4 protein-coding genes are annotated in these 5,333 nt (G+C 72.0%); all 4 read right to left on the bottom strand.

Annotated elements, in window-relative coordinates:
• Positions 1-188: 188 nt before the first annotated feature.
• Positions 189-1,496 carry an ABC transporter substrate-binding protein gene (locus I6A81_RS40140; protein ID WP_238431086.1) on the bottom strand — a complete coding sequence of 436 codons (1,308 nt, stop codon included), beginning with the start codon at positions 1,494-1,496 and terminating at the stop codon, positions 189-191.
• A 747-nt stretch (positions 1,497-2,243) separates the two neighbouring features.
• Positions 2,244-4,397, bottom strand: coding sequence for a molybdopterin-containing oxidoreductase family protein (locus I6A81_RS40135; RefSeq protein WP_203007837.1), 2,154 nt, complete (start codon positions 4,395-4,397; stop codon positions 2,244-2,246).
• 239 nt (positions 4,398-4,636) lie between these two features.
• A complete protein-coding gene (locus I6A81_RS40130) occupies positions 4,637-5,095 on the bottom strand; it encodes a nuclear transport factor 2 family protein (RefSeq protein ID WP_203007835.1) in 459 nt (152 codons plus the stop codon).
• A gap of 50 nt (positions 5,096-5,145) precedes the next feature.
• The coding region (locus I6A81_RS40125) for a cytochrome P450 (RefSeq protein WP_203007833.1) at positions 5,146-5,333 on the bottom strand (188 nt) is incomplete at its 5' end.

Genomic DNA, 5,333 nt, shown 5'->3' with positions numbered 1-5,333 from the left:
GGGGGGGGGGGGGGGGGGGGGGGCCGCCCCCCCCCCGCGCCCGGGGGCGTCTGGAGTCGTCCCGGTCGAGGTGACCGGTCCGGCCCCGGGCGGCCGCCGCGCGATCCCCGCGCCGACGGCCGCCCGCGCGCCGTCCGGCTCACCCTGGGGCAGGCCGGAGGCGGTTCGGTGTCACGTGAAGTTCGGTGTCACTTGAAGGAGGTGAGCACCGGCTCCGTCCACTTGGCGTTCTCGGCCGGCCAGCAGACGAACGGCTTGTCCTTGGTGCCGCCCACCAGCTCGAACGCGCCGCCGTTGGCCTTGACCAGGGCCCGGCACTCCTGCTTGTAGCCATGGGTGACGGGGTCCTGGACGGTGGGCGTCTCGTGCTGGCGCGACCAGTCAACGGGCCAGATGAGGCCGTCCGCGGAGTAGTCCGTCAGGGTGTTCGTGGCGGCGATGACGGACTGACGGGTGAAGCCCGGGCCGGCCTTGAGGATGCCCTGGTAGGCGAGGTCCGCGTTGATCCAGCCGTACATCGCGAGCTCGTTGGGCTCGCCGTCGCCCTTGGCGATCCACTCCTTGAACTTCGCCATCGCGGTGTCGCCGTCGCTCGCCTCGAAGGGCCGGAAGATCACGCTCATGTAGTCGCCGTCGAAGAGCCCCTCCGCGCCCGCGACGACCTCCTGGTTGTAGCTGTTCAGGTGGTACATCGGAAGACCGTCAAGGCCCTGGCGCTTGAGCTCCTGAGCCAGGGTCTTCATCGCGTTGAGGTCCAGGCAGCTGATGATGAGCTGGACGCCGGCGTCCTTCATCGCCGTCACCTCGGGACCGATCCCGTTGGGCAGGCCGAACGCGAGCGAGTCGTTCGAGTAGACGACCTCCTGGCCGGTGTCGGCCTTGTACTTGTCGATCGTGCTGGTGATCTGGTTGGCGCACATCTTGGAGTTGGCGGTGATGCCGTAACCGAGGGCCGCGATCTTCGTCGCGCCGGCCAGCTTGGCGACATAGGGGAAGGTCCGGTCCGGGCAGTCGAGGCAGGGCGCCGCGGCGTTCCCGAAGATCCCCTCCTGCCCGTTCATCTCGGCGGGGTGGATGGCCCACCCGTACAGCGGGACGCCGGCCTTGGCCAGGTCCGGCCAGCCGGCCGCGAGCTGCGGCGCGCTGAGCGTGGCGAAGGTGTCGTCCGCCGAGATGATCTGAAGCGCCTTCTTCTGGTTCTCGCCGAGCGCGTCGTCGATCTCCTCCGCGATGACGAGCTTGCGGCCCTGAACCCCGCCCTCGCTGTTCCGGTAGTCGAAGTAGGCCTTCACCCCCGCCGCGTAGCAGTCCAGGAGGCAGTTCCCCAGCGGGTTGTTGGTGTTGGTGCCGAGGACGGAGAAACGGATCTCGGAATCGGTGACACCGGGCGCGCTGGAGACCGCCTGGTCACCACCACCGCCGCCGCCCGTGTCCTCACCCGTGGAGTTCGAACAGGCCGCGGCCACGAGACCGAGCACCGCCAACAGCACGGCCATGGCTCGCATGCGCCCAGTACGGAGCATCATCGGAGACGTCGTTCCTTCGAGTCGTTGTGCGCAACCTCACAGGACGGGCGCGGCGCCGGCGGCGGTGGCCAGACCGCCGTACGGGACGACACGCGCGGGAGAGCGAAGTGCCCCTCCCCGCCGGCCCTGGTTCACGGAACAGCGGGCGCCCGTGGGCCCGCACGGGACAGGAGGCCCGCCCCGTCCGCTTCCCCCGCACATAAGACCGCCAAAACGGGACAATTGTCAATATTGACGCCAATATTGACGCGGTGTGGGCCGCGACACAAACGCGACTGAGAGGCTTCAAGCGACATCAAACACAGCCTCTCGGCCAAGGATGAGACCGGTAGACGTTCACGCCGCTACGTGCGCACAGAACTACGACAGGTGAGATCGTTTGGCCGCAGTGGCGGTCGCCGCGGCCTCGCGGCCAGGGAACCGCGCCCGTCGACGGACGCGCCCGCGAGATGATGTTCCGTCGCCCGGCCGAGGACCCGCCGATCGACGAGGACGGCACGGGGCCGCGGGAAGGCGGCAGGAGGTCACTGCCGATGATCGGCGAGGCTGGCCGCTGGGCCGAACCCGGGCCCGACCGCCGACAGGCCGGTCGTCATGGCGCCGGCCTCCGCCGGCGGGCCTGGCCAGGACGGACGAGGACCGGCTCGCGATCGTCGACTCCCCCGACCTGCCGGCCCTGTGGCGGGTGGTGTCGCCACCCGCCGGGAGCTGTCGGGCTCAGGGCGTCTCGACGCCGCCGCCCGCCGCGACCGGCTCGACCGTCACGGCGATGCCGGTCAGGTGGGACATCACGCTGATCGGGTCGAAGGTGCCGGGGCCCGACGGGGCCAGGGCGTTCACGTTGACGCCGGGGAAGCGGCGGGCGACCGGCATCCCGGTCGTGTCCTGGTTGCCGAAGCCGTGGGTCATGGCCACGACGCCGGGGCGAAGGCTCGGGTCCAGGCTGGCGGTGGCCTCGAGCTTCCCGTGCGCGCTCGCGACCCGCACCGCCCCGCCGTCGTCGACGCCGAGCCGCTCGGCGTCGACCGGGTGCAGGTAGAGCGGGTTGTCCGCGGCCCGCGTCCTCTTCAGCTTCTCGACGTTCTGCAGCGCGGAGTTGAGGGTGTGCAGCGTGCGGCGGCTGATCAGCTTGAGGGCGTCGGCGGGCTCGGTGGCCAGCTCGTCGAAGATCTGGTGGGCCCGCGCGAACGTGCCGGCGAGGATCTCGGGCGCGCAGTCGAGCAGGCCGTCGCCGGGCAGGTTGCGGTCGAGGAACGTCCCCGGCTCGGTGGGGTCGAGGAAGGTGATGCCGCCCTCGGCGCGGCGCAGCGCGGCCATGGACAGGCCGCCGGCCGCCAGCTGGGTGTCGAAGTAGTCGGCCATCACGTCCGGGCTGTCGGGGCGCAGCACGGGCGCGAGCCCGAGGCGCTCGCCGAGCGCGGCGAAGATCCGCCACTCCTCGCGCCGCTCGCCGACCGGCTCGACGATCCTGTCGGCCCATTCGAGGTACGGCCGTGGCTGGGTGCCCTGGACGAAGTTGTTCAGGTCCTCCCGCTCGAACCAGTCGGCGGTCGGCAGCGCGTAGTCGGCGAGCTCTCCGGTCGCGTTGCGGTAGAAGTCGAGGCAGACGAGCAGGTCGAGGCCGCGCAGCGCGTCCGCCAGCCGGTCGCCGCCGCCGATGGTCAGCAGCGGGTTGCCGGCGACGACGAACAACGCCCGGATCGGGGACTCGTCGTCGTTGATCATGTCCGCGAGCAGCGCGCCCGGCTGGATCGCGGAGACGGGCCGGTAGTCGCCCCACTTCGACCGGACGAACGAGTCCGGCGACACGTCGGCGCCGCCGTGCGCCGGCAGGCCTCGGGTCGAGGAGACGTTGCCGCCGGGACGGTCGAGGTTGCCGGTGAACAGCACGAGCAGATGCAGCAGCCAGTAGGCGAGCGCGCCCTGGCGGCCCATGTTCACGCCGGTCGACATGTGCGCCGACGCGGCCGGCGCGGCGGCGAACTCCCGCGCCATCCGGATGATCGTCCCGGCGTCGAGGCCGACGACCGGCGCCACCCGTTCGGGCGCGAACGCGGCGAGGAACGCGCGCAGGCCGTCGACGTTCTTCGCCCGCGCCAGCGCCGCCGCGTCGAAGCCGACCGAGCGGTCGATCTCGTGGAGCATGGCGGCGAGCAGGTAGGCGTCGGTGTCGGGACGGATCTGCACCGTCTCGCCCACGACCGGCTCGCTGTGGCGCGGGTCGACGAAGCGGACCGTGCCGCCGCGGGCGGTGATCTCGGCCAGCTTCGCCACCGGGTTCGGCACGGACAGGAACGACCCCTTGCTGACCCGGGGGTTGGTGCCGAGCAGCAACAGGTGGTCGGTGCGGTCCAGGTCCGGGATGAGGTGCACGTGGGCCGACCCGAAGAGCACCTCGCTGATCGCGAACTTGTTGTTGCAGTCCTGGGTAGAGGCGGCGAACAGCCGGCTCCCGCCGAGCTGGAACACGAAGAGGCCGGCGGCCGGCCCGGCCAGCGCGTTGAACGCGCCCGGGTTGCCGATGTAGGCGGCGACCGACGACGGCCCGTGCCGGTCGATCACCTCCCGCAGCCGGCCGGCGATCCCGTCGAGGGCCTCGTCCCAGCCGACCGTCCGGAACTCTCCGGACTCGGCGCGGGCCTGCGGATGGTCGAGCCGGTCCGGGTCGTGGTGGATCTCGCCGGTGAGCAGGCCCTTGTTGCAGGCGAACCCCTGGGTGACGGGATGGTCCCGGTCGGGGGCGACCCGCTGGATCCGGCCGGCCGGGCCGACCTCGGCAACCAGGCCGCAGCCCGCCTCGCACAGCCGGCAGTACGTCCGCCGCCTGGTCACGCTCCCGGCCTGGTCCGTCGTGGCTGTTCGAGGGTGCACGTGGCCTCCGTCCCACCCGCGCGGGACGAGCCCGCGGGGGTAGCGGCAGCGGATGTCTGAAATCGGTTCTAGTGCATTCGACGCGAGATATCTAGATCTATCTATCGCGCGCGGGCGGTGGGCGCGGACAGCCGGCCGCCGGCCGACGGCCGCCGGCTGTCCGGCCGGCCGACGGACCGCGTCGGCCGACGGACCGCGTCGGCCGCCAGCCCGGCCGCGCGGGCCGGCGCGGCTCCGGGTCAGCCGGAGCCGAGGGCCCCGATGTCGATGAGGCCGCGGCGGCGCGCGAACCGCCAGCGCCCGTCCTCGCGCACGAGCTCGTCGACGTGGCGGCCGACGAGCACCCGCGGGGCGCCGTCGTCGTCACGGGAGACCGCCGCCCACACGCACTCGCCGGTCGCGGTGTCCCCGGCGAGCTCGACCAGGGGTGACCCGAGCAGGTGGACGGAGCTCTTCGAGCCGTCGGGCGCGAGCTTGACGACCTGGGCGGCGGCCCGCTCGATCTGTTCGCGGCCGTCGGCGCGCATCACCGGGCCAAGCCGCAGTTTCGCGTCGCGCGCGAACAGCGCCGCGTACGCGGCCGGGTCACCCGCGTCGAGGTGCCGGCCGTAGTCGATGTACAGCTTGCGGATCTCCTCCAGGTCCTCGAGCCGCGCGAGCCGTTCGCTCAGCGAGCGGATCACTTCGTCCTGGTTCATGGCGAGCACACCCATCTGCGCTGGTCGGGATCGGAGAGACGAGCGCTCCGTCAGCCGAAGGAGATCGGGACGGAGCTGTAGCCGCGGACGGTGCTGGTCTGGACCGGGACGAGCCTGGACTCGTCGATCTCCCAGCGGGGGAAGCGCTTGAGGGTTCCGGCGAGCGCGATCTGGCCTTCCATGCGGGCCAGGGCCGCGCCGAGGCAGAAGTGGGCGCCGAACCCGAACGTGATGTGCC

The sequence above is a fragment of the Frankia nepalensis genome (assembly GCF_016786325.1).
Taxonomy (GTDB): Bacteria; Actinomycetota; Actinomycetes; order Frankiales; family Frankiaceae; genus Pseudofrankia; species Pseudofrankia nepalensis.
The sequence above is the reverse complement of the archived record's forward strand: the minus strand, read 5'-3'. Positions and strand labels throughout refer to the sequence as shown.

Excerpts from the sequence above, each read along its gene's own strand:
- I6A81_RS40130 (WP_203007835.1), bottom strand. The coding sequence starts at position 5,095 with ATGAACCAGGACGAAGTGATCCGCTCGCTGAGCGAACGGCTCGCGCGG.
- I6A81_RS40140 (WP_238431086.1), bottom strand. The coding sequence starts at position 1,496 with ATGGCCGTGCTGTTGGCGGTGCTCGGTCTCGTGGCCGCGGCCTGTTCG.